Here is a 24032-nt window from a genome sequence, read left to right as displayed (position 1 = left end):
AATTCGGCTCCGATCGAACCAACGACCCAAACCTGTGGATGAAATCGCGACTATGGATAACTTGGTCTCGATGCGCCAAAGGGTTGCCGATTTGTCGCCAGCCCTGTTCCGTGGGCAAGGCCAAGACAAAAAAGGAGCACCAGTGACCGAACCGCGGGACAACGTGCTGATCGTGCATTGGCACGACCTCGGCCGCTATCTCGGCGCCTACGGCCACGCCGACGTCTCCAGTCCGCGACTCGACCAACTCGCCACCGACGCGATCTTGTTCACGCGTGCACACGCCACCGCGCCGCTCTGCTCACCGTCGCGCGGGTCCTTGTTCACCGGCCGATACCCGCAGAGCAACGGCTTGGTGGGCCTGGCCCACCACGGCTGGGAATACCGCGCCGACGTCCGCACCCTGCCGCATATCCTGTCCGCATATGGTTGGCACACAACGCTGTTCGGGATGCAGCACGAAACATCGTATCCGTCGCGGCTGGGCTTCGACGAGTTCGACGTCTCAAACTCGTACTGCGAGTACGTCGTCGAGCAGGCGACACAGTGGCTTCAGAATCCGCCGACGACTCCGTTCCTGCTCACCACGGGCTTTTTCGAAACGCACCGGCCGTACCCCCACGACCGATACGAGCCTGCCGTCGCGGACGAGGTGGTGGTACCCGACTACCTGCCGGATACCCCCGACATTCGCCAAGACCTCGCCGACTTCTACGGTTCGATCTCCGTGGCCGACGCCGCCGTCGGGCAGCTGCTGGACACGCTCGAGCAGACCGGACTCGACCGCACCACGTGGGTGGTGTTCATGACCGACCACGGGCCGGCACTCCCCCGTGCCAAGTCGACGCTGTACGACGCTGGCACCGGCATCGCGATGATCGTCCGGCCGCCGCGCGACGCCGCAATCCCACCGCAGGTCTACGACGAACTGTTCAGCGGCGTCGACCTGCTCCCTACCCTGCTCGAACTGCTCGGCCTCGCGGTTCCTTCCGACGTCGACGGCATGTCGCACGCTGCCAACTTGCGCACCGCGAGTGTCAAGCCGGTGCGGAACGAGGTCTACACCACCAAGACGTATCACGACTCCTTCGACCCGATACGCGCGATCCGGACGAAGGAATACAGCTACATCGAGAACTATGCATCACGGCCCGTACTCGATCTGCCCTGGGATATCGCCGACAGCGCGCCAGGCCGCACGATGGCGCCGCTCGTACTTGGACAACGCCCCGACCGCGAGCTGTACAACCTTCTCGAGGATCCGGCCGAGTCCCACAACCTGTTGGGCCCCGACGCCACCGACAAGGCAGAGACAATCGCCGACGACCTCGCCCTACTGCTCAACGACTGGCGCCAGAAGACCAAAGACGTCATACCGTCCGAGTTCGCGGGCACGCGAATTGCGGAGCGCTACACCGAAACCTATCTACGCGTACACGGACCGCAAGTCACCAGCCGGTCACCGATCGCCGCAGATCGTGGCATCGAAGACGACCACAGCAGCGGGCAATAGTTTTACTCACGATGAGTGCAAAAGCCCACTCTGCCAACCGATTCGATTGCGGCTAGGCTCACGCGCATGTCGGCCCACGCGACTGCATACCTGGTGCTCGCATCCCAACGCAGCGGCAGCACACTGCTCGTCGAGTCCCTACGCGCGACCGGTGTGGCCGGCGAACCGGGCGAGTTCTTTCAGTACCTGCCAAGCACGAGTCAGTCACCTCAGCCGCGGCAATGGTTCGAGGGAGTCGACGACGAGTCGATCCTGCGGTTGCTCGACCCGCTCGACGAAGGCAAGCCGGACCTCGCGCCACCCGAGATCTGGCGTGACTACGTCCGCACAGTGGGCCGCACCCCCAACGGCATCTGGGGTGGCAAGCTGATGTGGAACCAGACGCCGCTACTACTACAGCGCGCTTCCGGCCTGCCGGACCGCTCCGGCGACGGCCTGCTCTCGGCGATCCGCGACGTCATCGGCAGCGATCCGGTGCTTGTCCATGTATACCGGCCGGACGTTGTCTCCCAGGCTGTTTCGTTTTGGCGTGCGGTGCAGACGCGCGTTTGGCGCGGCCGTCCCGATCCTGCGCGGGATGCGCGCGCCGAGTATCACCCTGGTGCGATCGCACACGTGATTTCCATGCTGCGCGCCCAGGAAGAAGGCTGGCGCAAGTGGTTCATCGAAGAGCGCGTCGAACCGATGGAAGTGGCGTATCCGGTGTTGTGGCGCAACCTCACTCAGATCGTGGCCGACATCCTCGAAGCACTTGGGCAAGATCCCCAGCTTGCGCCACACCCAGTGCTCGAGCGACAGGCAGACCAGCGCTCCGACGAATGGGTCGACAGATACCGCGCCGATGCCGAGAAACACGGGCTGCCGACATAGCGGCGTCTAATTCACCTGAGCCACAACGAATATCCGTCGGAACGGAAAGAACGTCTTGCCGTCGGGCCGCACCGGGTAAGCCGTGTCGAGCAACGGAATCAGCTCTAGGCGGAACTGCTCCCATTGCTCCTCGGACAGCCGGCTCCTCACCGGCGTGAGTGCGGTGCCGGTGATCCACTCCAGCACTGGGTGCTCGCCGCTCAGTTCGTGGATATAGGTGGTCTCCCACGCGTCGACTCGGCAACCAGCGTCGGTGAGAAGCTCCGCGTATCCAGCTGCGGTATCCACCTGCCCTTCGCGAAACGGAAAGTCCCGCAACGTCTCCGACCACTGATCGCTCGAAGCGAGTTCGCGGACCGCCTGATGCGACGGGGCATCGAAGTTTCCCGGCACCTGCACGGCGAGCCACGAACCGGCGACCAGCTGACCCGCCCACCGCGCCAATAGCTCGGAGTGCTCGGGCACCCAATGCAGGGTGGCATTGCTCACGACGACATCGGTGTCGGGCTGCGGCGTCCATGCCCGCACATCAGCGACCTGCGCATCGACGCCGCGTTCGCGTGCAGCGTCCACCATCTCCGGCGAGGAGTCCCACGCCTCGATGACCGCCTCAGGCCAGCGCTGCGCGAGGCTGACCGTGAGATTGCCCGGCCCACAGCCAAGGTCGACGACCCGGCGCGCCTTTTCCGCTCCCACCCGAGACACCAGGTCGAAGAACGGGCGGCCGCGATGGTCGGCGAAAGCAAGGTAGACGTTGGGATTCCACATGTCGCCAGTCTCGCACTCACTCCGAACTCACAGCGGCTTCGCAGCCGCGACACAGCCTGGCGGTCAGCAAAGACCGGCACGGTAAGCGGGTGACTGCAGTCGTGGACGCTCCCGCCGTCGCGGCCAACCCGGCGAAACCAGTGCGCACAGGCCGCTGGCGCCGTTGGGCGTTGCCGTGCCTGCTGACCGCGACCGCTGTCCTGTACCTGTGGGACCTGCGGTCCAGCGGTTTCGGCAACACCTTCTACGCCGCGGCCGCCCAGGCCGGCTCGCAGAGCTGGTCCGCATGGTTCTTCGGATCGCTGGACGCGAACAACTTCATCACCGTCGACAAACCACCCGCCGCTCTGTGGGTGACGGGGTTGTCGATGCGGTTGTTCGGCGTGAACAGCTGGTCGGCGCTCGCGCCACAAGCGCTCATGGGTGTCGCGGCCGTCGGCGTGCTCTATGCCACGGTCAAGCGGACGTTCACCGATCCGCAGGACGGCGCGGTCGCGGGTCTGCTCGCCGGTGTGGCGTTGGCGTTCACTCCTGCCGCCGCGTTGATGTTCCGGTTCAACAATCCCGACGCGCTGCTGGTGCTGTTGATGACGGTGGCCGCGTATTGCCTGACGCGCGCCGTGCAGTCAGCCTCGTCGCGGTGGTTGGCGTTGGTCGGTGTCGTGATGGGCGCGGCATTTCTGACCAAAATGCTGCAGGGCTTCCTGGTGCTGCCGTCATTCGGGCTGGCGTACCTGTTTCTTGCGCCGACGTCGTGGTTCAAGCGTGTACTGCACCTGCTCGGTTCGGCGGTGGCCTTGGTCGTCGCAGCAGGTTGGTGGGTGGTGGTCGTAGCGCTGGTGCCTGCCGGCGCTCGGCCTTACATCGGCGGCTCCACCGACAACACCGTGCTCGACTTGGCGTTGGGCTACAACGGAATCAGCCGCATCCTGGGCCGCCACCGCGAATCGCTCGGCGATTGGGGAGGTTCGGGTGCGCAGATGTTCGGCGGCCACGCCGGACCGCAGCGGCTGTTCACCGGCGAGATGGGCAATGAGATCGGCTGGCTGCTGCTGCCGGCAATGTTCGCTCTTGCATTCGGCATCTTTCTCGCATTGCGCCGGCAACTCAGCCGGATGGCGTTGTGCGCGTTAGTGATGTGGGGCGGCTGGCTAGCTGTAACAGGTGTCGTCTTCAGCTATATGGGCGGAGTGGTTCACCCGTATTACACGGTCGCATTGGCGCCGTGCATCGCCGCCCTCGTCGGTACAGGTGCGGTGTGGGCCTGGCAGCGCAGGGCAAGCTGGGACGGTCGCTTCGCGTTGGCGTCGCTGATTGTTTTACCCGCGGTGTCGGCGCTAGTGTTGTTGCACAACAATCACTTTGGATTCTGGTGGATTCTCGGTGTGACGGCGCTCGTCGCTTGCGTCGGAATTCTGTGGCGGCCACGTATGGTCGCGGCCCTCGTGGGCGTTGTAGCGGCCCTGGGCGGCACCGTCGCGTTCTCCGTCGCAACCGCATTGACCCCGCATCAGGGCTCGATCCCGTCCGCGGTGCGGTCATCGAAGGTCACGGGCGCCTGGGCGGGCGACGAATCCACCAACCGCCAATTGGCCGGCCTGCTCGCGAACACCCACAGTCGATGGTCGGCGGCAACCAACGGTTCGCAGTCTGCGGCTGCGCTTGAAATCGCCTCCGGCACCTCGGTGATGGCGATCGGCGGCTGGAGTTCAGATCCGGTACCCACGCTCCAGCAGTTCGTCGACGATGTGCACGCCGGCAAGATTTCGTATTACGTCGAGCCGGGACGCCGCGCGAATCACGGCGAGGTCCCTCGCAGCCGGGTCCACAGCACGTCGCACAGCCGCGAGATCGCCGAATGGGTCGCCCAGCACTATTCCGGCACGGTGATCGGCGAATCGACGGTTTACCGCTTGGTTTGAGCCGCCGGGTTACCATCGAATGGCCGTATCCCGGTGAGAAAGGCCGACAATGACGTCCGATGCCGCCCCGGTAGATCCGCCGATTCCAGTTCCCGACGTTCCCGGTGCCGACGCGAGCGCGCTAGGGCTACCCCGTCGGTCCGACTTGACGCTGCGGCAGCGGCTGATCGTCGATTCTTCGGCGATCGCCGATATCGCGCTGCGCACCGCAATCGCATCACTCGTCGGAGCGGCGATGCTGCCCCCTGTGGTCAGCGCGGCGTTACGGCGTTCGGAATCCCGGGCCGAGCGCGACCATCTGACGTTCTATGCAGACCTGGCCAAGGCGCACGATCCCGCGGTGTCCTTCCCCGCGCCCACATCGGAACCGCGAGTTTCCTCGCGACCGGCCAATCCCGTCGCCGAGTGGATGGCCAAGGGCCAGGTGCACAACATCCGATTCAACAGCAGCTTCGAGGCCGTCAACCCGGCGCTGCGCGAGCAGTGCCGCGGCTATCAACGCAACAACGTCGTGCGCGCCCAGCACTGGGTACACGAGGATGGACCGCATCCCACCCTGTGCGTGATCCACGGTTTCATGGGATCGCCGTACCTGTTCAACGGCCTGTTCTTTTCGCTGCCATGGTTTTTCCGCTCGGGCTACGACGTAATGCTGTACACCTTGCCGTTCCACGGACGTCGAGCCGAAAAAGGTTCTCCGTTTTCTGGTTACGGGTATTTCGCGCACGGATTCGCCGGGTTCGCGGAAGCGATGGCGCAGGCCGTGCACGACTTTCGTTCGCTCGTCGACTATCTGGAGTTCACCGGCGTCGACCGCGTTGCGTTGACGGGCATGTCGCTAGGCGGCTACACCGCGGCGCTCATCGGGTGTGTGGAGGACCGTATCCAGGCGGTGATTCCCAACGTTCCGGTGGTCACCCCGGAGAAAACGGCCGACGAGTGGTTTCCAGCCAACCAGATCGTGCGGTTGCGCAGCCTACTTGCCGACACCGATGACGAGCTCGCGACCGCGGCCTCCATGTATCACTCACCGCTGAACTATCCGCCGCTGGTGCCCAAGGACCGCAGGCTGATCATCACCGGGCTGGGAGATCGGCTGGCGCCGCCGCAACAGGCAGAGTTGTTGTGGGAGTACTGGGATCGATGCGCGTTCCACTGGTTCCCGGGCAATCACGTCCTTCATGTCAGCCAGCCGGACTACCTACGCCGGATGACGCGGTTCATGCGCCCTTTCATGTTCGAATAAGTCGGTGCGTCGACAGCGGCCTGAGCGCGGGGAGTGCGGGTCCGTCAACTCTTAGACAAAAGTTAGCATTGCATAAGCTAACTGTCGGGGTGTATCTACCTCGGTCGTAGATACATAATGTGAAGTATGTAGTGGCGGCCGTAGTACCCGTCTAGTCCAAGTGTGCGATCGGGCGAAATGGTTGCGGGATTGGTTGCGCTCCAGGCGCCGTGCACGTGCACAACGACACGCGGTGAAAACCATCTGGAGGTGCTGGACCCTTCACTGATTGCCGCTATATAGGCCACGTGATATAGATATCGAGTGGACAATCAGCCGGCTCACGAAGCCGCCGGTGAGTATGTCGGCGAGCTTCTCGATCAGGCAATGGACCTGACGGCGCGGTTCCTTGCTGACCGTACTGAATTGAGCGCTTCTGCCGCGTTCGTAATGAACCGAGTGTGCCGGGAAGGGCCGATCAGGCTGACGGTGCTGGCATCCAAGGAAGGGGTCAGCCAGCCGTCGATGACTCAACTGATCCAACGACTCGAGCGGCTGAACCTAGTGGCCAGGCTCGCTGATCCAGACGATGGGCGTGCCTCGCTCATCGGTATCACCCAGCGTGGGCAAACGCTGCTCAACGAGCGGACGCGAATGCGCCGGGAACGCCTGAAGGCGTTGATGGCAACGCTGACGGCGGAGGAGGCATCCGCACTGTGGCTAGCGGCGAAAGTCGGACTTCCGATCCTGCGTCGGCTCGCCGAGAATGCAGGCTGTCCATGCGACGACGGCGATTCAATTGCCGCGGACGGCCGAATGGTGTTCGGGTGAGGGCCATTCCGGCGGGTCGGGCCTTGAAAAAGGTGTGGATCCCGTTGCTTCTTGTGGTGGTATTGGCGGTTTCGGGCCTCGTCGTTTCGCGTTTGCACAAGATGTTCGCGTCGCAGGATCTCAATGCTAGCGCCGGCGCGGGTGTCGAGATCGTTCAGTTCAACCCGAAGGTACTCGTCTACGACGTCTACGGTCCGCCCGGAACCACGGCCCAGATCAGCTATTTCGACGCGGATGCGAACGTACATCTGCTCAACGCGTCCCTGCCATGGTCGACCACGGTATCGACGACGTTGCCGACGGTCAGCGCGAACCTTATGGCGCGGGGCGACAGCGACGAGATCGGTTGCCGCGTAACAGTGAATGGAATCATCCGTGAGGAGAAGACTGCCAATGGAGTCAACGCACAGACCTACTGCCTGGTGAAGTCCGCATGACACCAACTACTACAGCTACGCGGCACGAGAAGCGGCCCGCCATCGCACACAGCCTTCGGATACTTGCGGTGCCGATCATCCTGTTCTGGATCGGGGTCGCAGTTCTGGTGAATGTGCTTGCCCCGCAGCTCGAAGTCGTCGGTGAGCTGCACTCGGCTCCGATGGCGCCCGAGGACGCACCCTCGATGGTCGCGATGAAGCGGATGGGTGCCAACTTCAAGGAATTCAATTCGAACAGCACCATCATGATCGTGGTGGAGGGCCAGAAGCCGCTCGGCCCTGACGCGCACGCCTACTACGACGAGATCATCCGCAAGCTACGTCAGGATCCCAAGCATATCCAGCACATTCAGGATTTCTGGGGCGATACCTTGACCGCAGCCGGGGCGCAGAGCGCCGATGGCAAGGCGTCCTATGTGATGCTCAACCTCGCCGGCGAGCAGGGCCAGACTCTGGCCAACGAAGGTGTGGAGGCCGTCCGCAAGGTCATCGAGGAAACGAAAACGCCGCCGGGAGTGCAGGCTTACGTCGCGGGCCCGGCAGCGCTGACCGACGACTTGCACGTGATCGGAAACGCCAGCCTCGCGCAGATCACCTTGTTCACCCTCGCTGCGATCGCGTTGATGTTGCTGATCGTCTACCGCTCGATCGTCACCACGCTGATTCAGCTCTTCTTGACGTTCATTGGATTGCTCACGGCGCGCGGCGTGATCTCGGTACTAGCCAGCCATGGCGCGTTCGGGCTGACGACGTTCGCCGGAAATATCCTGACGATGCTGGCGATCGCGGCTGCAACCGACTACGGCATCTTCATATTCGGCCGGTATCGCGAAGCACGCGCCTCCGGCCTCGATCGAGATGACGCCTACTACACCACTTTTAAGTCAGTCGCTCCGGTCATCGTTGGGTCCGGTCTCACGATCGCGGGGGCGACCTACTGTCTGAGTTTCGCGCGGTTGCCGTACTTCAGCACCATGGGCGCGCCCGTCGCGATCGGAATGATCGTCGTGGTGGCATCCGCGGTCACGCTGGGGCCGGCGATCCTTTTCCTGGGCAGCCGCGTCGGGCTGTTCGAATGGAAACGACCTCCCCGCGGTCGGTTTTGGCGGCGGGTCGGTACCGTTGTGGTTCGTTGGCCCGGGCCGGTTCTGGTGGCAAGTGCGTTCGTGGTGCTGATTGGATTGGTCGCTATTCCGGGATACAAGCCGGCGTACAACGATCGTTACTATCTGCCCGACAATGCCCAGACCAATATCGGCTTCGCCGCCGCCGACCGGCATTTCACGCAGGCCCGGATGAACCCCGATATCCTGATGGTCGAGGCCGACCACGACATGCGGAACCCTGCTGACATGCTTGTGCTGAACAAGATTTCAAGCAATGTCATGCACACCGAGGGCATTGCGATGGTACAGAACATCACGCGGCCACTGGGAATCCCGATACAGCACAGCTCGATTCCTTTTCAAACGAGCGTCCAGGGGCAGACTACCAACATGAACCTGCCGTTCCAGCGGGATCAATTGGCCAATCAGCTCAAAACGATCGATGAGACGAACGTCTCGATCGACATCTTGGAGCAGCAGTACCAACTCTCACTCGAGCAAACCAAGCTCACACAGGACTCGGCGGCCAAGTCGCAGGCCCTCCTCGAAACCACCGAAAAGCTACGAGACAACATCGCGAACTTCGATGACCAGTTCCGGCCGTTGCGTAACTACTTCTACTGGGAACCGCATTGCTTCGACATCCCCTTGTGCGCCGCTACGCGGTCCCTGTTCGATGCCCTCGATGGGATAGACGAAGTCACCGACCAGACGGGTGCGGTGCAGGGCAATACCGACAAGCTTGCGGACCTGGCTCCGAAGCTGACCGCACTCCTGCCACAAACGATCGCGTCGATGAAGGCCAGCAGAGACCTGTCGCTGGCGTCGTACAACTCGCAGAAGGCCCTGCTCGATCAGTTGGAGGCTTCTAACAACACCGCCCTTGCGATGGGCGCGGCCTTCGACGGGGCGAAGAACGACGACCTGTTCTTTCTGCCCCCGGAAGCCTTCGACAACCCGGACTTCAAACGTGGTCTGGCGATGTTCCTTTCGCCCGACGGCAAGTCCGCCCGCATGTTCATCACCCACGAAAGCGACCCTGCGACGGTCGACGGCATCAAGCGCGTCGACTCGGAGAGAAAGGCCGCGCAGGAAGCCCTGAAGATGTCCTCCCTGTCGAACGCGAAGATCTATCTAGGCGGCGTCGCGGCAACGTATAAGGATATGTCGGATGGCGCCAGGTATGACCTGCTGATCGCCGTGGTGTCATCGCTGACGCTGATCTTCATGATCATGCTCATCCTCACCCGAAGTGCGGTAGCCGCACTCGTCATCGTCGGCACGGCGGCCAGCTCGATCGCGGCATCCTTCGGCATTTCGGTGCTGCTCTGGCAGGACCTGTTCGGAATCCAGGTGCAATGGCTCGTCATGTTGATGTCCGTCATCATCCTGTTGGCGGTGGGATCGGACTACAACCTGTTGCTGGTATCTCGATTCAAGGATGAGATCCACGCGGGCTTGAAGACCGGCATCATTCGCTCGATGGCCGGCACGGGCGGCGTGGTGACGTCCGCCGGCCTGGTGTTCGCGGCCACCATGGCGGCCATGATGGGCAGCAAGCTGACTGTGCTGGCGCAGATGGGTTCCACGATCGCAATCGGCCTCTTGGTCGACACGTTCGTCGTGCGCTCTTTCCTGATGCCCTCGATCGCGACGCTGTTGGGCCGGTGGTTCTGGTGGCCGCAGGTCGTCTACCCCCGCGGCGATTATCACTTCCTGCCGCCGCAACCTCGACGTAGGCCGAAGGACGACTCGGACACGGTGGCGCTACCGGCGCAGGCGTAGAGCCGCGTCAGCGCTTTATTGCGCTGACCAGGCTGATATTGCCGATCATCACACCTGCTTCGGAACCGGGCTCCGGCACGGGCCGGCCGAGCGAACGCAGCTGGTCGGGTAGCGGAGTCGGGACAGCCCGCCATCCGTGGTCACCGAACCACTCGTGGGCCGGAGCATGCTGCTCGTTGTAGACCAGGTTGAAGAACGTGTCCTCGTTGCCGGCGGCGCGCTCCTCTTCCCGTTTGGCTTCGAAGGTGTCGGGCTCCAGCGGCACAGCTTCCTCGACCGCGACATGGCTGCCCGGCGCGGCAAGCGCATCGATGCCGCTGAACAGCTGGTGCTGCGCGGTCGCAGGCAAGTAGATGAGTAGTCCCTCAGCGATCCAGGCCGACGGCTTGCCTGGGTCAAACCCGCTGTCGCGCAATGCCTGTGGCCAATCGTGGCGCAAATCGACCGCGACCTCGCGCCGCTCGGCGGACGGCGCGGCGCCGTCCTGTGTCAGAGCCTCGCGCTTGAATTCGAGTACCTGCGGTTGGTCCAGCTCGAAGATCACCGTTCCGTCGGGCCAGGCCAGGCGATAGCCGCGGGAGTCCAACCCGGCAGCAAGGAGCACGATCTGCCGCACCCCGTCAGCGGCCGCCGCCCGAAAATAGGAGTCGAAGTAGTTGGTCCGAACGCCCTGGAAGTTCACGAAGTGCTCGCCGAATTCGGTCTTCAGTGCGTGCTCAGGAGCGTTGCCGTCGAGCAACTCCGCCCACTCTCCTCCGACCGCGCGACAGAACACCTCCGCATATGAATCGACGGCCGCGGGGTCGGGCTTCTGCGCCTCCAAGGCCCGCGCCGCGGCCACGAACAACGCGGTCGAACCGACGCTCGTCTTGATGTCCCAGGTGTCATCTTCGGTACGCACGTACGCATTTATACGCCGACACGCTGACAGTCGGCTGATTGGCAGACTCGACGCATGGCCCAGCCGTGGAACGTCAACATTCACTACGACGCCAAGCTCGACAGGACCGTGCCGCAGGACGCGAAGTCCGCACTCGACGTCGGCTGCGGAGACGGCTTCCTAGCCGCACGGCTCTCGCGCCGCGTTCCGCATGTCGTCGCAATCGATATCGATGGCCCGGTGTTGGAGCGGGCCCGGCAGCGCTTTCCCGATGAACCGGTGGCCTGGAAGCACGGCGACTTCCTGACGGCAGGCGACGAGGTGGGCAGTTTCGACGCCGTGGTCTCCAACGCCAGCCTGCATCACTTTCCCGACACCCAGGTCGCTCTGCGACGATTGCGCGAGCGCGTGCGACCGGGCGGAACACTGGCGATCGTGACATTCGCCCGGCCTGGTATGCGCGGATTACCCTGGGCCCTGGTCACTTTGGTCACTCGAGGGATCGCGATCCGCCTGCGCGGCAAGTGGGAACACAGCGCGCCGACGGTATGGCCGCCACGCGACACCGTCGCCTCGCTTCGCCGTCATGCCCGCGCGGAGCTACCGGGTGCCCAGGTGTCGCTGCTGCTCCTCGGGCGCGTGCTCATCCTCTGGCATGCACCATCTACCTAGACCAGGGGGCGGCCCGTTCGGATTCGCCAGTCGAGGTCCTTGAGCAGGACGTTGAACGGAAACTGCCGGATGAACCGTGGCATCAGATGATTGACCGTGCGCAACACAGCGATCAGCCGATCGAACCGGCGCTGCTTTGCAGCGTCCCAGGGCAACCGCATCTCTTCGCGGAACCGTTGGGGCAGAAAGCCCGTCGTGATCAGCAGGGCCACACCTTCCGACCACCGCTGCAGCGGCCCCGGTAGCTTGACGCCCCGGACCCGCGACGCTGCGATCGGATACAGATACTCCCGAACAGTGTCGTCGATGTGCACCTTGTCGAGCGACTCCTGCCAATACCTGTCGAATGCCGCCCGGTCGGCCGGCCACATATCCACCGGCACTTGAAGTGTGGTGCCGAGCGCCATCCCCTCGCGGTAGTGGCGCTCGGCGGTCTCGTCGTCCATCTCACCGACGAACATCCGGTACACATCGACTGCGCCCTTGTACAGGCACGCCCCCACCCACAGCTGCAGATGCTTGTCGAATGCGTGGTAGGAGACCGGACTCTCATCGGTCGAATAGACCTGCGCGTGTGCGCGGTTCACCGCACGCCGGAACGCCGCCTTCTGCTCATCGGTGCCGTTGGTGGCCACCGCGAGATAGGTAAAGGTCGTGCGGGCCCGTTTGACCGGGTGCCTGTCGACCCGTCCGCTTTCGACCCTGCTCTCCAGCACGCCGTAGCCGACGCCGGGTTGCGCCAACTGCATGATCACGTTCGCGGGCCCGGCCAGCAGTGCAACCCCCATCAGGCCGTCGTCGAAGTCGGCGCCTCGTCGTGAAGGCGCTGGTAGCGCCGCCGCGGACTCGTTCACTGGACGTTCGACGATCGTCATTGACCCACCTATCGGTAAAAGTGAGAACGCCTGTTTCCAGATATATTGCTCTTCCGCCGACCGCGATGTCAAGATTGACCCGATGGCTCAAGTGAGGCCCTACCGCGGCGTCGAGGCGGCCGATCGGCTGTCCGACCGTCGCCGCCGGTTTCTCGAGGCGGGCTTGGACATCCTCGGGTCAGAGACCGATCCATCCGAACTGACGGTGCGGGGCATCTGCCGCCAGGCCGGTATAACGCTGCGTTACTTCTACGAAAGCTTCACCGACAAAGACGATCTCGTCGCGCAGGTTTATGACTGGGTAATCGCTGACATCGCCGCGACCACCCAGGCCGCCGTTGCGGCCGCGCCGCCGAAGGAGCAGAGCACGGCCGCGATGGCCAACATCGTGCACGCCATCGCCGCCGACCCGCGCGTAGGCCGCCTGTTGTTCAGCTCTCAACTGTCCAATTCGGTTGTGCTGCGCAAACGCGCGGAGTCCTTCGCATTGATGGCGATGCTGACGTTCCAGCACGCGGGCGCGTTGGGTGCCCAAGACAATGAGCGCACCAAGGCGATCTCACACTTTGTGGTCGGCGGCGTAGCCCAGACCATCACCGCGTGGCTGGCCGGCGAGATCGATCTCGAACATGATCAACTCGTCGACCAGCTGGCGTCGATCATCGACAAGCTCGCGGACCCCAGACTGTCCAAGGGCTAGGGCAGCAACGGGATTCGCCACAGCGGCATGCCCGGGTCCAGAAAGTACAGCCGGGTTGCGGTCAACCGCAGAATGCGCAGCGAGCCGGTGATCAGGACAATCGCCAGCGGCAACTCACCGAGGCCGCCTGTCAACAGTGACAGCCACCTGTCGGCGGGCGCTGCGGTCATCACGTCGAACCACGCGTCGCCGATCAATAGAACACCGCTGGTGAACGCTGTGAGGATCAGCAGTTGGCGGCGCAGCAGGCCGAGCACAGCGGTAGTGGCAAGGAAGATCAACAGCAGGATGTCGAATCCAACCCAGGTAGCCGTCCAGTTATGCGCGACGTACTTGTCGGGCAAGGTGACGGACAGATAGACGATCCACGGAATCAGCCCGATCGTCGCGCCGATCATCAGCACAAGACGAATGCGCCGCAGTCTCGTGAGTGCCGATGCGGACAACAGCTCACCGAGCGGCCGCTGTAACCGCTCGATCAGCTCACGGCGCTCGTCGGCCGACATCGCCGCGATAGCGGCGTCGGACAGCGCCCTATCGGTCACCTGCCGGCGGCCACCGGAGGCCGACGGTCGGCCGAGGTCTTGGGCGCTGTCTTGGTGTCGTTATCGGTGAATTCCTTGGTCCAGCAGGCGAACTCGAGCGTGATGCCGTCAGGATCAAAGAAGTAGAACGACCGCACATAGACGCCGGGATGCACCGTCGGCGACACCTGCGCGTCACTCTCGTCGTGATTGAGCACCGGGCCGACCCGCACGCCCTTGTCCTTGAGCCGCTGGCGGTACTCGTCGAATTTCTCCGCCGGCACGTGGAACGCGAGATGGTTCATCGTGCTCACGGCGCTCACAATGTCGCCGATGCCGGGGATCGCTTGCGGCGACGAGATACCGGGAACGCGGTCGGGCGCCTCGGCGAACCAGAAGAACGCGACGCAGTCGCCATTGCCGGCGTCGAAGAAGAAGTGTTGTCCCATGCCGCCCGGCAGGTCGAGCGACTTGATCAGCGGCATACCAAGGACATTGCTGTAGAAGTCGACGGTGCGCTCCATGTCCGAGCACACAAGCGCCACATGGTTGATACCGCCGAGTTCGAACTCGGAATTGGGATTGTTCGGCTTGATCATCTCGCAGCTCCTCTAGCCAAGCTCGAAATCTGAATCTAACATCAGATTCAGATTCAATCAACGGCCGAGGAGTTCCGTGACGGTCAGCCCCCGCGAGCAGTTGCCGACCCTGCGCGGCCGGCAGACGCAGGCGGCCATCGACGCGGCGGCCCGAGCGGTGATCTCACGCAAAGGCATTCTGGCAACGACGATTTCGGACATCGCCGCCGAAGCCGGCAGGTCTACCGCGTCGTTCTACAACTATTACGACTCCAAGGAGGCGATGGTCCGCGAGTGGGCCGTGCGATTCCGCGACGAGGCGCGTGATCGTTCGCGGGCAGCCGCAGAACCGGGCCTGACGAACTGGGAGAGGTCCTACCAGGCCGCGGCCGCGCACTGGAGGACCTACCGTCATCGGCTTGCCGAGATCATCAGCGTGTCGCAGCTCGCGATGGTCAGCGACGACTTCGCCGAATACTGGAACGACATCTGCTCGCTGCCTATCGGATTGATCACCGCAATGGTCAAACACGCACAGCATCAAGGCATGTGCCCCACCGATGACGATCCCCACCTGATGGCGGTCGCGATAGTATCGATGCTCAACCAGTTCTGCTACACGCAGCTGTCGGCAAGCAAGGCCGACGTTGTCGACGACGACGCCTGCATCACCACGCTCGCCAATATCTTCTACCGGACCATCTACCCGAAGGAGGCCGGACTGACATGAGCAGAACACCGGCAGCATCCGGGACACCGGGGGTCACGCTCGAATTCGTCGGGATGGATTCTCCGACGGCGCGCCGTGCGGGGTCGGGTGGACATCCGTGCCAAGGGCTCTACCACCGCGGAGTAGGCCGCAAGCCCAAGGTCGCAATCATTGCCACGCACTACCAGATCGACTTCTCCGAGCATTACCTCGCGGACTACATGGCGACCCGAGGCATTGGGTTCCTGGGCTGGAACACCCGATATCGGGGATACGAGAGCAGCTTCCTGCTCGACCATGCGCTGGTGGACATCGGTGTCGGTGTGCGCTGGTTGCGCGAAGTCCAGGGCGTGGAAACCGTGATTTTACTGGGCAATTCAGGTGGCGGCTCGCTGATGGCTGCGTACCTTGCACAGTCCGTCGACCACCACGTGACGCCGCTCGAGGGCATGCGGCCGGCGGCCGGGCTCAACGACCTGCCGCCCGCCGACGGCTATATCGCCAGCGCGGCCCACCCTGGACGGCCCGACGTGCTCACCGCTTGGATGGACGCCTCCGTCGTCGACGAAAACGACGCCATCGCAACCAATCCCGACCTCGACCTGTTCAACGATCAGAACGGGCCGCCCTACTCCCCCGACTTCATCAAGCGCTACCGCTCGGCGCAGATCGCCCGCAACCACGCCATCACAGACTGGGCCCAAACCGAACTCAAACGAGTACATGCCGCCGGCTTCTCGGATCGCCCGTTCACGGTGCTGCGTACGTGGGCCGATCCTCGCATGGTGGATCCCACGCTGGAGCCGACGAAGCGTCCTGCCAACATGTGCTACGTCGGCCTGCCCGTCAAGGCCAACCGCTCGGCGCACGGCATCGCAGCGGCCTGCACGCTGCGTAACTGGCTGGGCATGTGGAGCCTGCGCCACGCACAGACCCGCGCCGAACCTCACCTCACCCGCATCGAGTGCCCCGCACTGGTCATCAACGCCGAACAGGACACGGGCGTCTACCCCTCCGATGCCCAGCGGATCTACGACGCGCTGGCCAGCACCGACAAATCCCAGTGTTCGATCGACACCGATCATTACTTCACCACCCCGGGGGCCCGCAGCGAACAGGCCGATACCATCGCCAAGTGGATCGCGAAGCGGTGGCGCTGAGAGTTCTCGCACACTTCACTCCAGGCGATAAAGTCGCTGAATTCCTTGCCCCAGAGACGAATTGGTTAGATATTCGGTACTGCGCCGAGAACGACGACGCCACGTTCTACCGCGAACTGCCCGGGGCTGAGGTGATTTGGCATGTGCTGCGGCCCATCTCTGGCGACGACCTCGAGAAGGCACCTCTTCTGCGGCTGGTGCACAAGATGGGAGCCGGGGTGAACACCATCGACGTCGACACCGCCACCCGACTTGGCATTGCGGTTGCGAACATGCCGGGTGCGAACGCGGCCTCGGTCGCCGAGGGCGCGGTGCTGCTGATGCTCGCCGCGCTGCGACGACTGCCGGTGTTGGACCGGCTGACCCGTGAGGGCAGGGGCTGGCCGTCGGACCCGAGCCTGGGCGAGACGGTTCGGGACATCGGTGGGTGCACCGTCGGGCTGGTCGGCTACGGCAACATCGCCAAGACCGTGGAAACGATCGTGACTGCGATGGGTGCCGACGTACTGCACACCAGCACCCGCGACGACGGCCATCCGGGCTGGCGACCGCTGGCCGAGCTGCTGGCGGAAAGTGACATCGTCTCCCTGCACCTTCCGCTGACCGACCAGACCGCGGGCCTGCTGGACAGCGCTGCGCTGGCCCGAATGAAGCCTGAGGCGGTGCTCGTCAACACCTCCCGTGGCGGGGTGATCGACGAGGACGCGCTCGTCGATGCGCTGAGCAGCGGTGGGCTGGCCGCCGCGGGTCTGGACGTGTTCGCCGTCGAACCCGTATCGGCCGACAATCCGCTGCTGACGTTGGACAACGTGGTGCTCACGCCGCACGTCACCTGGTACACGGCGGACACGATGCGCCGCTACCTTGAACATGCCGTGGACAACTGCCGCCGGATCCGGGATAGGCAGGATCTGGCCAATGTGGTGAACGGTATCGTGGTTCCCAACCGACCGGTTAATAGGGAGACCCCGCCACAATGAGGTGCAAGTATGCCCATCGCAATCACTCCTGAGCACAACGACCTGGCCGATTCCGTGCGGTCGCTGGTGGCGCGCGTGGCGCCGTCGGATGTTCTGCACGAAGCCCTCGAGACGCCGATCCCCAATCCCCCGCCGTACTGGAAGGCCGCTGCCGAGCAGGGCCTGCAGGGCGTACACCTCGCGGAATCCGTTGGCGGACAAGGCTTTGGCATCCTGGAATTGGCGATCGTGTTCGCCGAGTTCGGCTACGGCGCCGTGCCAGGGCCGTTCGTCCCTTCGGCGATCGCGAGCGCGTTGATCTCGGCGCACGATCCCGACGCCAAGCTGCTCAACGACCTGGCGTCCGGCGAGGTGATCGCCGCCTACGCCATCGATTCGGGACTGACGGCCACCCGGCACGGCGACGGCCTCATCATCCGGGGCGAGGTGCGGGCGGTGCCGGCCGCCGCGCAGGCTTCCGTACTCGTGCTGCCCGTCGCCATCGACAGCGGCGAAGAGTGGGTGGTGCTCGACGCCGATCAGCTGGAGATCGAGCCGGTCAAGAGCGTCGACCCGCTGCGGCCCTTGGCGCATGTGCGCGCCAACGCCGTCGAAGTGGGCGACGACCGGGTGCTCAGCAGCCTGAGCCGAACGCTGGCACGGGCGCTGATGTCCACGCTGCTGTCCGCAGAATCCATCGGCGTCGCACGCTGGGCGACCGACACCGCATCGGCGTACGCAAAGATCCGCGAGCAGTTCGGCAGGCCGATCGGCCAGTTCCAGGCCATCAAGCACAAGTGCGCCGAGATGATCGCCGACACGGAACGGGCAACCGCCGCGGTGTGGGACGCGGCCCGCGCCATCGACGAGTATCGCGAAACCGGTTCGGACGAAACCAATTACGAATTCGCCGCAGCAGTGGCGGCCACATTGGCGCCCGCCGCCGCGCAGCGGTGCACCCAGGACTGCATCCAGGTACACGGCGGCATCGGCTTCACATGGGAGCACGACACCAACGTCTACTACCGCCGCGCCCTGGTCCTGGCCGCCTGCTTCGGCAGGCACGCGGATTACCCGCAGCAGGTGGTCGACGTCGCGACGAGCACCGGGATGCGCTCGCTCAACATCGACCTTGACCCGGAGACACAGAAGCTGCGCGACGAGATACGCGCGGAAGTTGCTGCGCTGAAAGCGATTCCGCGTGAGGAGCGCACCGTCGCCCTTGCAGAGGGCGGTTGGGTGGTGCCCCACCTACCCAAGCCATGGGGTCGCGGAGCCGGTCCGGTCGAACAGATCATCATCGCCCAGGAGTTCAACAGCGGCCGGGTCCGCCGTCCGGCGATGGGCATCGCGGCCTGGTTGATTCCGTCGGTTGTCGCGTTCGGCACCGAGGAGCAGAAGCAGCGGTTCCTGCCGCCGACGTTGCGTGGCGAGATGATCTGGTGCCAGCTGTTTTCCGAGCCGGGCGCCGGTTCGGACCTGGCAAGCCTGACCACCAAAGCCACCAAGGTCGACGGCGGCTGGCGTATCACCGGCCAGAAGATCTGGACCACCGGCGCGCAGGCCTCGCATTGGGGCATGCTGCTGGCCAGGACGGATCCGACCGCCCCGAAGCACAATGGCATCACCTACTTCCTGCTCGATATGGCCAGCGACGGTGTCGAGGTGAAGCCGCTGCGCGAGCTGACCGGCAACGCCATGTTCAACACCGTCTTCATCGACGACGTGTTCGTGCCGGACGAGTTGGTGCTCGGAGAGGTCAATCGCGGCTGGGAGGTCAGCCGCACAACGTTGACCGCGGAGCGGGTGTCGATCGGGTCGAGCGAGCCGCCGTTCCTGGCGAACCTCGATGGCTTCGTGGAGTTCCTTCGGGATGGCCACTTCGACCAGATCGGGCAGAACCGCGCTGGAAAGCTCATCGCGGAGGGCCACGCGGCAAAGGTGCTCAACATGAGGTCGACACTGCTGACGCTCGCGGGCGGTGATCCGATGCCGGCCGCGGCGATCTCCAAACTGCTGTCGATGCGGACCGGCCAGGGCTACGCGGAGTTCGCGGTGTCCTCGTTCGGGACCGACGGCGCGATCGGCGATCCCGCGGAGCTGCCGGGCAAGTGGGCCGAATACCTGCTGGCAAGCCGCGCCACGACGATTTACGGTGGCACTTCAGAGGTGCAGCTCAACATCATCGCCGAACGGCTGCTTGGCCTGCCCCGCGACCCGTAAGGGAGGACGGTCACGAGCGCGGATGTGACGCTGCGGCAGCTGCGCTACTTCGTCGTGCTGGGCGAGGAGCTGAACTACAGGCGTGCCGCAGAGCAGTTGTTCATCACACAGCCCGCGTTGTCGACAGCGATCAAACAGCTCGAGCATCAACTCGGCGTCATGCTGTTCACGCGCAATACCCGCGAGGTGGCGCTGACGGAGCTCGGCCATGCCTGGCTGCCGAAGGTGCGCGATGCACTGCGCGGAGTGGACTCGGCCGTCGACGACATCATCGCGCTGTCCGCGCACTATTGCCGGATCCGCCTGGGTTACTTGATCGGCACGGGCGCCGACCTGCTGTTCCGGCTGGTGCGTCACTTTGAGGCGGCCTATCCGGAAATCACTTTGGAGCCAAGAGAATTCGACTTCTCCGACCCGACGGCGGGGCTGGCTGACGGCACCACCGAAGTGGCGATCATCCGTCCGCCGGTGGATCTGCCCGAACACCGGATGTTCATCCTCGACGCCGAAGACTGGGTCGCCTGTCTACCGCGCGATCATCGGCTGGCTGGACGCTCGGAGCTGAAAATCGCCGAGCTGCTCGATGACCCGATTGTGGTCGCTCCGGCCAGCGCCGGCAGGTGGCGCGACTACTGGATGGCGATGGATGCACGCGATGGCAAGCCACCCACCATCGCCGCGGTGGCCGCCACGTACGAAGAGGAGACGACGACGATCGCGCGTGGCCTCGGCATCAGCTTCACCAGCGAGGCCAGTGCCCGGCTGTATAACCGGCAGGGCATCGCGTATGTGCCGATCACCGACAGGCCGCGGAATTACACGGCGCTGGCGTGGCATCCTGCCGGCCTGTCCCGCGAGGCGGCCGCGTTGGTCCGCCACGTGCGCGAGGAGTGGAGCTTCGGCGAAGGTCAGGCGATCGAGCGCCCGGCGACCTACTACTGATAAGTATTGGTTATCAGTAGATCAGTAATTGGAATTTCCCAGGGCGCGTGCGGTCGGGTTTCCTTCACTGCATGACTGACACCGCCCCACCAGTGACGGCTGCGCCGCCGGTTGACGACGAGGACGCGCGGCTCGCGAAGTTCGGGTACACGCAACGCTTGGACCGCTCGGTCGGTCCGCTGGCGTCCTTCGCCATCGGCTTCGCCACCATTTCCGCCACCACGGCGGTATTCACCGGCTTCGGTGCCGGGTACTTCACCGCGGGCGGGCCGTTTGTGTGGACGCTGCTGCTGGCCGGCGCGGTCTTCATCGTGTGGGCCGCGATCGCCGCGGACTTGACCGCCAAGATTCCGCTCGCCGGCTACGCATACCAGTGGGCGAGCCGCATTCACGGCTCGAACCTGGCGTGGTTCACCGGCATCTCGGCGTTGGTCGGCTGGATCTGTGGCATGACCGGTGTCTGCTACATCCTGTCCGGATACCTCGGCGGGTTGTTCGGCTGGACCATGAGCCAGACCGCTCAGATCCTGGTGGCGATCGGGGTGATGGCAATCTGCGCGCTGATCAACCTCTACGGCGTGCGGTTCGCAACGTTCGTCAACAACATCGGAGTCAGTCTCGAGTTGGTCGTTACGGTCGGTGCGACCATCATGGTCGCCATCGTGGCGTTCGCGGTACCTGAACATCACCAGCCGTTCTCGGTGCTGTTCAGCGGCGGAACCTCGGAGGGCACTTATGTGCTTGCGTGGCTTGCCGCTTCACTCGGCCCGTTCTTCGGGCTGATCGGTGTGGAGGCCGGGGCGGACGTGGCGGAGGAGACCAAGGCCGCGCGTTTCGTGATCCCGCGGACCATGTTCTACGCGTTGGCCGCATCGATCGTCATCGAACTGCTGATGTACATCGTGTTCGTGCTGGCGATCCGCGATGCGGGCGCCGTCGAAGCGAACTCCGCAGCGCCGATCGAGGAGATCATCAACCAGCAGGTCGGCCCAGTGGTCACGAGAATCGTTGTGGCTGTGGCGCTTACCAATCTGCTGGCGTGCATCCTGGCCAACATTCTGGTGGCCAGCCGGCTGACGTATTCAATGGCCCGCGACAACATGCTGCCGTTCTCCAATGTATGGCGTCACGTGTCGCCGAAACGGCGCAGTCCCACCTTCGTGGTGCTGGGACTGGCCTGCCTGTCGACGATCCTACTGCTGTCGGCATTGGTGAGTGAGAAGGCGTTCACGTACATACTCGGCATCTCGTCACTGGCGGTTTTCGTGACATATGTGCTGCAGACGTTCGGCGTCATCGTGGGCGCGCGTCGCGGCACCATCCCAGTCGCCGAGCCCGGCACGTTCGATCTCGGCCACTGGCGGATGCCGGTCTACATCGTCGGCCTGATTTCGTTCACCGCCGTCGTCGCCGCATTGGTTTTCCTGCCGCAATTCGCCGGCAACGGCTGGGTTTTCCTCGGAATCATCGCGGTGGCCGCATTGTGGTGGGCCACCGGTCTGCGCGCCAGGCTGCGCCGTGGCGATGCCGGCCCCAACTACGCTGAAACGAAAGGACTTTGATGACCGCCATCGATCTCGGTAGCAGCAACCTCGTCGCCGTCGAGCCGGGCGCGATCCGGGAGGCGACTCCCCCGGGCTCGGTGATCCAGTACAGCGACTACGAACTGGACTACTCGAGCGAGTTCGCCGGCGGCGCGGCATGGATCGAAGGCGAGTACGTCCCCGCGTCGGAAGCGCGGATCTCCATCTTCGACACCGGCTTCGGCCACTCCGACCTGACATACACCGTCGCGCACGTGTGGCACGGCAACATCTTCAGGCTCGGCGATCACCTGGACCGGCTGCTCGACGGGGCCGCCAAGTTGCGACTCGATCCCGGCTACACCAAGGACGAGCTGTCCGAGATCACCAAGCGCTGCGTGAGCCTGTCGCAACTGCGTGAATCCTTCGTCAACCTGACAGTCACGCGGGGATACGGAAAACGCAAGGGCGAGAAGGATTTGTCGAAGCTGACGCATCAGGTCTACATCTATGCGATTCCGTACCTGTGGGCGTTCCCGCCGCACGAGCAGATCTTCGGAACGACGGCGATCGTGCCGCGCCACGTCAGGCGGGCCGGCCGCAACACCGTCGACCCGACGATCAAGAACTATCAGTGGGGTGACCTGACGGCGGCGAGCTTCGAGGCGAAAGACCGAGGGGCGCGGACGGCGATCCTGATGGACGCCGACAACTGCGTGGCGGAGGGTCCGGGCTTCAACGTGGTGATCGTCAAGGACGGCAAGCTCGCGTCGCCGTCACGAAATGCGTTGCCGGGCATCACCCGAAAGACAGTGTTCGAGCTTGCCGATCAGATGGGCATCGAAGCCGCGCTGCGCGACGTGACGAGCCACGAGTTGTACGACGCTGACGAACTGATAGCGGTCACCACGGCTGGCGGCGTGACGCCAATCAACACGCTCGACGGTGAACCCGTCGGCGACGGCGCACCAGGGCCGATTACGGTGGCGATCCGAGATCGGTTCTGGGCATTGATGGATGAGCCGTCGCCGTTGATCGAAGCGGTCGAGTACTGACGCTGCGAGGCCTCGGTGGCGGAGCACAAGTTCGCCCCTGAGCCACAAGGACGGTGCTGCGTTAAGGCACTGAATTCACACCTTGGGTGACCAAACGCGAACCAGCGAGATATCCCTCCGACGTGAGATGGAGCCTCCGGCGCTTCGGCGAGATCGTCCATCGCCGCATCATCCCAACCATCACTAGGAACATGCTCCAACGCAGCAAATTCAGGACAAATATGAAGTACTTGCGCCTAGAAAGGGATTTCGCAGGCCGTGTATGCCACGGTGTCATACGCCCGGCAACTTCGTGCAGATCCAGCAAACCATCGACGTCGCCCTAGTACCTGCTTGTGCAAACGGGGTTGCGAAGCAGCTAACTACGGCGTCAACAGAGGTCTACCATCGAAATAGTCGATAGCCCAATGTCGTTGGGACTGCATATGAGCACCATCAGACGACGCATACTGCGCCTCATAATCACCGGTGCGAGCGCGCTCGCGGTTCTCATCGGCCCAGCCGCCTTCTTCGCCTACACCGCGCCGCAGGTGAGCGCTCAACCCTGCTACAACGGCGTGTTACCGGGAGCACCCTTCGTGCCGAGCTGCACGCTGCCCGGACCACAGGGCCCGAGGGTGCGGGGGTCTGCACCCGATGCGAATGCGATCATCGCGTGCAGGAATCTTCCCGGCTGCCTGTCATGGTACGTAAACGGCCCGTGGTGATCGCGGTCCCTTCCGTCCACGCCGTTCCCGATAGCTTCGAGCGCTGTGGCGCTTGACGATTCACGACC

General features: G+C 63.9%; 21 protein-coding genes. 16 read left to right on the top strand and 5 right to left on the bottom strand.

Annotation, left to right across the window (positions count from 1 at the left end):
- Nucleotides 1-142: 142 nt before the first annotated feature.
- Both ACWW36_RS11135 and stf0 read left to right on the top strand, forming a co-directional pair.
- The gene (locus tag ACWW36_RS11135) at nucleotides 143-1513 is read left to right on the top strand and encodes a sulfatase family protein (protein ID WP_456141591.1); all 1371 of its coding nucleotides are present in this window, start codon (nucleotides 143-145) and stop codon (nucleotides 1511-1513) included.
- Nucleotides 1514-1579: 66 nt separating this feature from the next.
- Complete coding sequence (gene stf0 / locus ACWW36_RS11130; RefSeq protein WP_456141590.1) at nucleotides 1580-2383, top strand: trehalose 2-sulfotransferase; 804 nt, start codon at nucleotides 1580-1582, stop codon at nucleotides 2381-2383.
- 6 nt (nucleotides 2384-2389) lie between these two features.
- On the opposite strand, the gene ACWW36_RS11125 is transcribed toward stf0, so the two are convergent.
- Nucleotides 2390-3151 carry a trans-aconitate 2-methyltransferase gene (locus tag ACWW36_RS11125; RefSeq protein ID WP_456141589.1) on the bottom strand — a complete coding sequence of 254 codons (762 nt, stop codon included), beginning with the start codon at nucleotides 3149-3151 and terminating at the stop codon, nucleotides 2390-2392.
- 89 nt (nucleotides 3152-3240) lie between these two features.
- Between ACWW36_RS11125 and ACWW36_RS11120 the strand changes: the two genes are divergently transcribed.
- The 5 genes from ACWW36_RS11120 to ACWW36_RS11100 all read left to right on the top strand — a co-directional run bounded on the left by ACWW36_RS11120 (nucleotide 3241) and on the right by ACWW36_RS11100 (nucleotide 10457).
- Nucleotides 3241-5073, top strand: coding sequence for a glycosyltransferase family 39 protein (locus ACWW36_RS11120; RefSeq protein ID WP_456141588.1), 1833 nt, complete (start codon nucleotides 3241-3243; stop codon nucleotides 5071-5073).
- Nucleotides 5074-5122: 49 nt separating this feature from the next.
- Complete coding sequence (locus ACWW36_RS11115; protein ID WP_456141587.1) at nucleotides 5123-6319, top strand: alpha/beta hydrolase family protein; 1197 nt, start codon at nucleotides 5123-5125, stop codon at nucleotides 6317-6319.
- Nucleotides 6320-6622: 303 nt separating this feature from the next.
- Nucleotides 6623-7129, top strand: coding sequence for a MarR family winged helix-turn-helix transcriptional regulator (locus ACWW36_RS11110; RefSeq protein ID WP_456141586.1), 507 nt, complete (start codon nucleotides 6623-6625; stop codon nucleotides 7127-7129).
- On the top strand, nucleotides 7126-7566 hold the full coding sequence (locus ACWW36_RS11105; RefSeq protein ID WP_456141585.1) for an MmpS family transport accessory protein: 441 nt from the start codon (nucleotides 7126-7128) through the stop codon (nucleotides 7564-7566). Before ACWW36_RS11110 ends, ACWW36_RS11105 begins: the two co-directional genes overlap by 4 nt.
- Entirely contained in the window at nucleotides 7563-10457 is a 2895-nt protein-coding gene (locus ACWW36_RS11100) for an MMPL/RND family transporter (RefSeq protein ID WP_456141584.1), read from the top strand. The genes ACWW36_RS11105 and ACWW36_RS11100 overlap by 4 nt, the downstream gene beginning before the upstream one ends.
- A gap of 7 nt (nucleotides 10458-10464) precedes the next feature.
- Here the strand turns inward: ACWW36_RS11100 and ACWW36_RS11095 are convergent, their stop codons facing one another.
- Nucleotides 10465-11358, bottom strand: a complete 894-nt coding sequence (locus ACWW36_RS11095) for a class I SAM-dependent methyltransferase (RefSeq protein WP_456141583.1) — start codon at nucleotides 11356-11358, stop codon at nucleotides 10465-10467.
- Nucleotides 11359-11412: 54 nt separating this feature from the next.
- Between ACWW36_RS11095 and ACWW36_RS11090 the strand changes: the two genes are divergently transcribed.
- The gene (locus ACWW36_RS11090; RefSeq protein ID WP_456141582.1) at nucleotides 11413-12009 is read left to right on the top strand and encodes a class I SAM-dependent methyltransferase; all 597 of its coding nucleotides are present in this window, start codon (nucleotides 11413-11415) and stop codon (nucleotides 12007-12009) included.
- Here the strand turns inward: ACWW36_RS11090 and ACWW36_RS11085 are convergent.
- Nucleotides 12006-12884 (bottom strand): oxygenase MpaB family protein, encoded by an 879-nt coding sequence (locus tag ACWW36_RS11085; protein ID WP_456141581.1) that lies wholly within the window; start codon nucleotides 12882-12884, stop codon nucleotides 12006-12008. The two genes, ACWW36_RS11090 and ACWW36_RS11085, sit on opposite strands and share 4 nt — an antisense overlap.
- A gap of 82 nt (nucleotides 12885-12966) precedes the next feature.
- On the opposite strand from ACWW36_RS11085, the gene ACWW36_RS11080 reads away from it, so the two are divergent.
- Entirely contained in the window at nucleotides 12967-13584 is a 618-nt protein-coding gene (locus ACWW36_RS11080) for a TetR/AcrR family transcriptional regulator (protein ID WP_456141580.1), read from the top strand.
- On the opposite strand, the gene ACWW36_RS11075 is transcribed toward ACWW36_RS11080, so the two are convergent.
- Together ACWW36_RS11075 and ACWW36_RS11070 are read right to left on the bottom strand one after the other, a co-directional pair.
- Complete coding sequence (locus ACWW36_RS11075) at nucleotides 13581-14129, bottom strand: hypothetical protein (protein WP_456141579.1); 549 nt, start codon at nucleotides 14127-14129, stop codon at nucleotides 13581-13583. The two genes, ACWW36_RS11080 and ACWW36_RS11075, sit on opposite strands and share 4 nt — an antisense overlap.
- Nucleotides 14126-14707: a VOC family protein gene (locus ACWW36_RS11070; protein WP_456141578.1), complete on the bottom strand. Its 582-nt coding sequence runs from the start codon at nucleotides 14705-14707 to the stop codon at nucleotides 14126-14128. The genes ACWW36_RS11075 and ACWW36_RS11070 overlap by 4 nt, the downstream gene beginning before the upstream one ends.
- A gap of 76 nt (nucleotides 14708-14783) precedes the next feature.
- On the opposite strand from ACWW36_RS11070, the gene ACWW36_RS11065 reads away from it, so the two are divergent.
- The 7 genes from ACWW36_RS11065 to ACWW36_RS11035 all read left to right on the top strand — a co-directional run bounded on the left by ACWW36_RS11065 (nucleotide 14784) and on the right by ACWW36_RS11035 (nucleotide 23257).
- Complete coding sequence (locus ACWW36_RS11065; protein ID WP_456141577.1) at nucleotides 14784-15416, top strand: TetR/AcrR family transcriptional regulator; 633 nt, start codon at nucleotides 14784-14786, stop codon at nucleotides 15414-15416.
- Complete coding sequence (locus ACWW36_RS11060) at nucleotides 15413-16555, top strand: alpha/beta hydrolase (RefSeq protein WP_456141576.1); 1143 nt, start codon at nucleotides 15413-15415, stop codon at nucleotides 16553-16555. Before ACWW36_RS11065 ends, ACWW36_RS11060 begins: the two co-directional genes overlap by 4 nt.
- The gene (locus ACWW36_RS11055) at nucleotides 16552-17535 is read left to right on the top strand and encodes a 2-hydroxyacid dehydrogenase (protein ID WP_456142446.1); all 984 of its coding nucleotides are present in this window, start codon (nucleotides 16552-16554) and stop codon (nucleotides 17533-17535) included. Before ACWW36_RS11060 ends, ACWW36_RS11055 begins: the two co-directional genes overlap by 4 nt.
- Nucleotides 17536-17544: 9 nt before the next feature.
- Nucleotides 17545-19737, top strand: coding sequence for an acyl-CoA dehydrogenase (locus tag ACWW36_RS11050; RefSeq protein WP_456141575.1), 2193 nt, complete (start codon nucleotides 17545-17547; stop codon nucleotides 19735-19737).
- A gap of 24 nt (nucleotides 19738-19761) precedes the next feature.
- Nucleotides 19762-20679, top strand: coding sequence for a LysR family transcriptional regulator (locus ACWW36_RS11045; RefSeq protein WP_456141574.1), 918 nt, complete (start codon nucleotides 19762-19764; stop codon nucleotides 20677-20679).
- A 71-nt stretch (nucleotides 20680-20750) separates the two neighbouring features.
- Nucleotides 20751-22241 (top strand): APC family permease, encoded by a 1491-nt coding sequence (locus ACWW36_RS11040; RefSeq protein WP_456141573.1) that lies wholly within the window; start codon nucleotides 20751-20753, stop codon nucleotides 22239-22241.
- Nucleotides 22241-23257: an aminotransferase class IV gene (locus tag ACWW36_RS11035; protein ID WP_456141572.1), complete on the top strand. Its 1017-nt coding sequence runs from the start codon at nucleotides 22241-22243 to the stop codon at nucleotides 23255-23257. Before ACWW36_RS11040 ends, ACWW36_RS11035 begins: the two co-directional genes overlap by 1 nt.
- The last annotated feature ends 775 nt before the right edge of the window (nucleotides 23258-24032 follow it).

The organism is Mycobacterium sp. MMS18-G62 (assembly GCF_053877835.1).
The sequence above is the reverse complement of the archived record's forward strand: the minus strand, read 5'-3'. Positions and strand labels throughout refer to the sequence as shown.

What these genes read in the sequence shown, in the direction of transcription:
- stf0 (WP_456141590.1), top strand. Translation starts at nt 1,580, where the DNA reads ATGTCGGCCCACGCGACTGCATACCTGGTGCTCGCATCCCAACGCAGC.
- ACWW36_RS11100 (WP_456141584.1), top strand. Translation starts at nt 7,563, where the DNA reads ATGACACCAACTACTACAGCTACGCGGCACGAGAAGCGGCCCGCCATC.
- ACWW36_RS11050 (WP_456141575.1), top strand. Translation starts at nt 17,545, where the DNA reads ATGCCCATCGCAATCACTCCTGAGCACAACGACCTGGCCGATTCCGTG.
- ACWW36_RS11035 (WP_456141572.1), top strand. Translation starts at nt 22,241, where the DNA reads ATGACCGCCATCGATCTCGGTAGCAGCAACCTCGTCGCCGTCGAGCCG.
- ACWW36_RS11040 (WP_456141573.1), top strand. Translation starts at nt 20,751, where the DNA reads ATGACTGACACCGCCCCACCAGTGACGGCTGCGCCGCCGGTTGACGAC.
- ACWW36_RS11115 (WP_456141587.1), top strand. Translation starts at nt 5,123, where the DNA reads ATGACGTCCGATGCCGCCCCGGTAGATCCGCCGATTCCAGTTCCCGAC.
- ACWW36_RS11090 (WP_456141582.1), top strand. Translation starts at nt 11,413, where the DNA reads ATGGCCCAGCCGTGGAACGTCAACATTCACTACGACGCCAAGCTCGAC.
- ACWW36_RS11085 (WP_456141581.1), bottom strand. Translation starts at nt 12,884, where the DNA reads ATGACGATCGTCGAACGTCCAGTGAACGAGTCCGCGGCGGCGCTACCA.
- ACWW36_RS11080 (WP_456141580.1), top strand. Translation starts at nt 12,967, where the DNA reads ATGGCTCAAGTGAGGCCCTACCGCGGCGTCGAGGCGGCCGATCGGCTG.
- ACWW36_RS11070 (WP_456141578.1), bottom strand. Translation starts at nt 14,707, where the DNA reads ATGATCAAGCCGAACAATCCCAATTCCGAGTTCGAACTCGGCGGTATC.
- ACWW36_RS11060 (WP_456141576.1), top strand. Translation starts at nt 15,413, where the DNA reads ATGAGCAGAACACCGGCAGCATCCGGGACACCGGGGGTCACGCTCGAA.
- ACWW36_RS11125 (WP_456141589.1), bottom strand. Translation starts at nt 3,151, where the DNA reads ATGTGGAATCCCAACGTCTACCTTGCTTTCGCCGACCATCGCGGCCGC.